At 69.4% G+C, this 3,947-nt stretch carries 2 protein-coding genes and 1 pseudogene; 2 read left to right on the top strand and 1 reads right to left on the bottom strand.

What is annotated here, in order from left to right:
• Positions 1 to 131 precede the first annotated feature (131 nt).
• On the bottom strand, positions 132 to 1,199 hold the full coding sequence (locus AN218_RS16325) for a chitinase (protein WP_070017620.1): 1,068 nt from the start codon (positions 1,197 to 1,199) through the stop codon (positions 132 to 134).
• 206 nt (positions 1,200 to 1,405) lie between these two features.
• On the opposite strand from AN218_RS16325, the gene AN218_RS16320 reads away from it, so the two are divergent.
• Both AN218_RS16320 and AN218_RS16315 read left to right on the top strand, forming a co-directional pair.
• Complete coding sequence (locus tag AN218_RS16320) at positions 1,406 to 2,782, top strand: Nramp family divalent metal transporter (protein ID WP_070017619.1); 1,377 nt, start codon at positions 1,406 to 1,408, stop codon at positions 2,780 to 2,782.
• A 223-nt stretch (positions 2,783 to 3,005) separates the two neighbouring features.
• Positions 3,006 to 3,947 (top strand): annotated as a pseudogene (locus AN218_RS16315) (hypothetical protein); the annotation flags it as partial.

Raw genomic sequence — 3,947 nt, 5'->3', positions numbered from 1 at the left:
GGCCGACGGTGACTCTCCGCCGTACACGGCCCGCGACGTGCGACGCCCCCGGACATGGAGTCCGGGGGCGTCGCGTGCGTACGGGGAGGTGGGGGACACCCCGCAGCGGCCGGTGGGCGCGGGGGTTCGGCTCAGCCGAGCCCGTCCACGTGCGGGCCGACCGTGGAGGACCAGCTATTGCCGTCGGAGGCGTCCCAGTTGGTGGACCACGTCATGGCGCCGCGGATGCCCGGGTACTTCTTCTCGGGCTTGTAGTCGCCGCAGTTGGTGCCCTTCGCCAGGCAGTCCAGGGCGTCGTTGACGACCTTCGGCTCGACGTAGCCGGAGCCCGCCGCGCTGGAGGAGGCCGGGGTGCCGATGCCGACCTGCGACTCGTCGAGGCCGCCTTCGAGCTGGATGCAGGCCAGACCCGTGAGGAAGTCGACGCCTCCCTGTGCGTACGTCTTGCCGTCGCAGCCGTTCATCGAACCGCTGTTGTAGTACTGCATGTTGACCACCGTCAGGTAGTCCTTGATGTTCAGCGCGGTCTTGAAGTAGTCGGTGTCGGTGGACTGCATGTCGATGGTCTGCGGGGCCATCGTCACCACGACGTCGCTCTTCTTGCTGTGGACGGCGTCCAGCGCCTTGGTCATGTACGTCGCGTTGAGGCCGTTCTCCAGGTCGATGTCGACGCCGTCGAAGCCGTAGTCGTCCATGAGCTTGACGATGCTGGAGGAGAAGGCGTCGGCCGAGGCGTCGTCGCTGACGCTCACCGCGCCCTTCTCGCCGCCGACCGAGACGACGACGGACTTGCCCGCCTCGTGCAGGGACTTGATGTCGGCCTTGAAGTCGTCCTCGGAGCTGTAGCCCGTCGCCGGGTCGAGCGTGAAGCCCACCTCGCCGGGCGAGCCCGTGGCGTCGGCGAAGGCCACGGCGATGATGTCGTAGTCGTCCGGTACGTCGGACAGCTTCTGGGTCTTCGCGCCGTTGTCGAAGTTCTGCCAGTAGCCGGTCACGGCGTGCGCGGGGACCTCCGAGGCGCCCACGGCGGGGCCCGTCTGCTGCGCGGACTTCGCCTTGTGCGGCGCGGGTGCCGGACCGGCGCTCGCGGTACCGGCCGTGACCAGGCCGCCGACCGCCATCGCCGCGGCCGCCGCGACGGCGACGGCGATACGAGGACGCGTCCATGAGCGGTGATACAGGAATCGTGCGCGTGCCACAACTGCCTCCGTGGTGGGGGGAGATGGGGGAGGAAAGGTGCCGGATGCGGTGCGCGGGGCCCTGCGCTTCGCTGACAAGATGGTCCAGACCAATCCCGTTGTCAAGGCTTCCGGTGTCAGCGGGAGCCCTTGTGTTGATCGTCTTTCGGGGATTTGATGCGCCCGGGCAGAACCCGTCAGGGGACGAGTGCGAAGGCGGTCCGGAGATGACAACCGAGGACAACGAGCAGACCGGGGCCGTGGCTCCGGCTTCTCCCCCCGTACGCAAGGCCAGTTGGAAGATGGTGGGCCCGGGCATCGTCGTCGCGGCGACGGGTGTCGGCGCCGGCGACCTGGTCGCCACGCTCATCGCGGGCAGCAAGTTCGGCTACACGCTCATGTGGGCCGCCGTCGTCGGCTGCATCGTCAAGGTCGCCCTCGCCGAGGCGACCGGCCGCTGGCATCTGGCCACCGGCCGCACGATCTTCGACGGCTGGCGCTCGCTCGGACCGTGGACCACGGTCTACTTCGCGATCTACGTCGTGGTCTGGGGCTTCGTCTACGGCGGCACCGCCATGTCCTCCTCGGGGCTGCCGCTGCAGGCGCTCTTCCCGGACGTGCTCGATCTGAAGGGCTGGGCGATCATCACCGGGCTCGTGGGCCTGGTCTTCGTCTGGTTCAACCGCTACGCCGTCTTCGAGAAGGTCATGACGGTGATGATCGGCGTGATGTTCGTGGTCGTCGTCTACGTGGCGATCCTCGTCGCACCCGACATCCCCGCCAGCGTCGCCGGGCTGGTGCCCGTCCTGCCGGACGGCTCGCTCTTCTACACCCTCGGCCTCATCGGCGGCGTCGGCGGCACGATCACGATGGCCGCGTACGGGTACTGGGTGAACTCCAAGGGCTGGACGGACAGTAGCTGGATGAAGATGATGCGGCTCGACAACCGCGTCGCCTACATCACCACCGGCATCTTCGTCGTCGCGATGCTGATCGTCGGCGCCGAGCTGCTGCACTCCACGAACATCGCCATCGCCGAGGGCGACAGCGGCCTCGCCGACCTGGACAAGGTGCTGGAGTCCCGCTTCGGCGCCTTCACTTCGACGCTCTTCCTCGTCGGCTTCTTCGCCACGTCGTTCACGTCGCTGATCGGCGTGTGGCACGGAGTGAGCCTGATGTTCGCCGACTTCGTGGAGCGGCTGCGCGAGGCCCGTACGGCTTCGGGGTCCGGCGGAGGCTCCGGCGCGGCGGACGTGGACGCGGCCGCCGACTCCGGTGCGGACTCCGGCGAGGAGGAGGCGGTGAAGGCCGTGGCCGGCGGGCGGCGCGAGCGCTCGCTGCCCTTCCGCATCTATCTGCTGTGGCTGACCTTCCCGCCGATGACGCTGCTGTGGCTGGACCAGCCCTTCGCGCTGGTCGTGGCCTACGGCGTGCTGGGCGCGTTCTTCATGCCCTTCCTCGCGCTCACCCTGATCTGGCTGCTCAACTCCCGCCGCACGCCGCAGGAATGGCGCAACGGCATCCTCAGCAACGTCATGCTCTTCGTCTCCGGGATGCTCTTCGTCGTGCTGTGCGTGCAGCAGGTGCGCGATATTCCCTGGTGACGCGTGGGACCAACGCCCCCGGTGCGTTCCCGCAGTTCACATAAACGGTGGGAGCGTACCCGGGTTGGCCGGTGGACGGGGCGGGGTATGGCACGGGTGTGAGCGGGCAGGGCAGAAGCTGTTCCGAGCTGTGGTCTCCGCCCGTAAGGTGTGGTGTCGTCAGATCAACATGACTGTCGGGTAGTCGGGCCCTCGCGGCCCGGCATGGAGCGCGGGGGCGGGGATGACCACTGCGATAGCAGTCACGAGCAACGGTCACATGCTGCCCTCGCCCGAGCGGCACACCCCTCGGGCGCACGTCTTCCAGGCGCCGCAGGAGCAGCCGTTCGACGTGGCGCTCGCCGAGACGCAGCGTCTGATCGAGGAGCACGGCCATGTCGTCGTCGTGCACCCCGTCGATCTGCCCAGGGCGTTTCTGCACCGGCTGCACGCGATCCGCTCCGTCCTGGAGACCGACCGCATCGCGCTGATGCCCACGTCGCTGCCGCCGCTCGGAACGGCCGTGCTCGTACGGCAGTTGAGGCAGCTCTCGATGTGCGAGTTCAGCCCCGGGGTGCTGGGCGCGTCCGTACGGCTGCTCGCGCACTATGTCTACGCGGGTGCACTGATGCACTCCGTCACCAAGCTCGACCGGCTGCCCGCGTCGCTGATCGCGAGCGCCAAGTCGTGGAATCCGCGGGCGCAGTTCGCGGTGCTCGCGGCGCCGACGCCGCAGCTCGTACGGACGGACGGCGGCGACTCCGGCGGCGCCCGTGCCGTGCTCTCCGGGCCGCAGTTCCCGACCCAACTCACCGTCGCGCACGGCCAGTCGACCGCCACCTGGGTCTCCGGCACGCTGGCGCCGCAGTGGCGGGTGGCCGACGTGCACGAGGTGTATCTGCCCGAGGAGTCCCCCAAGTGGTGGGGGACGGGCAAGCTCGTCGAGTTCGCGGCGGCCATCCCCGACGTGTCCGTGCTCTACCGGCTGGTCTCCTCCGTACGGCGCGACGAGTGCCACTGGTGCGGGCTCGAACTCATCGGCGACCGCTGTGCGTTCTGCGCCGCGCCCGCTGCGTACGGTACGGGCGCGCGCCGGGCGGGCGGGGAGCGCCCGCAGACCGCCCGCAGGAGTCCGGGCCACGCTCCGGCGCAGGGCTCCGGCTCCGCTGCGGGGGCGGCCCAGGGT

The organism is Streptomyces nanshensis (assembly GCF_001751255.1).
In the GTDB taxonomy this organism is placed as follows: Bacteria; Actinomycetota; Actinomycetes; order Streptomycetales; family Streptomycetaceae; genus Streptomyces; species Streptomyces nanshensis_A.
Note: the sequence above shows the minus strand (reverse complement) of the source record. Positions and strands in the feature narration are given on the sequence as shown.

Coding starts and splice junctions, on each gene's coding strand:
- AN218_RS16320 (WP_070017619.1), top strand. CDS start 1,406: ATGACAACCGAGGACAACGAGCAGACCGGGGCCGTGGCTCCGGCTTCT.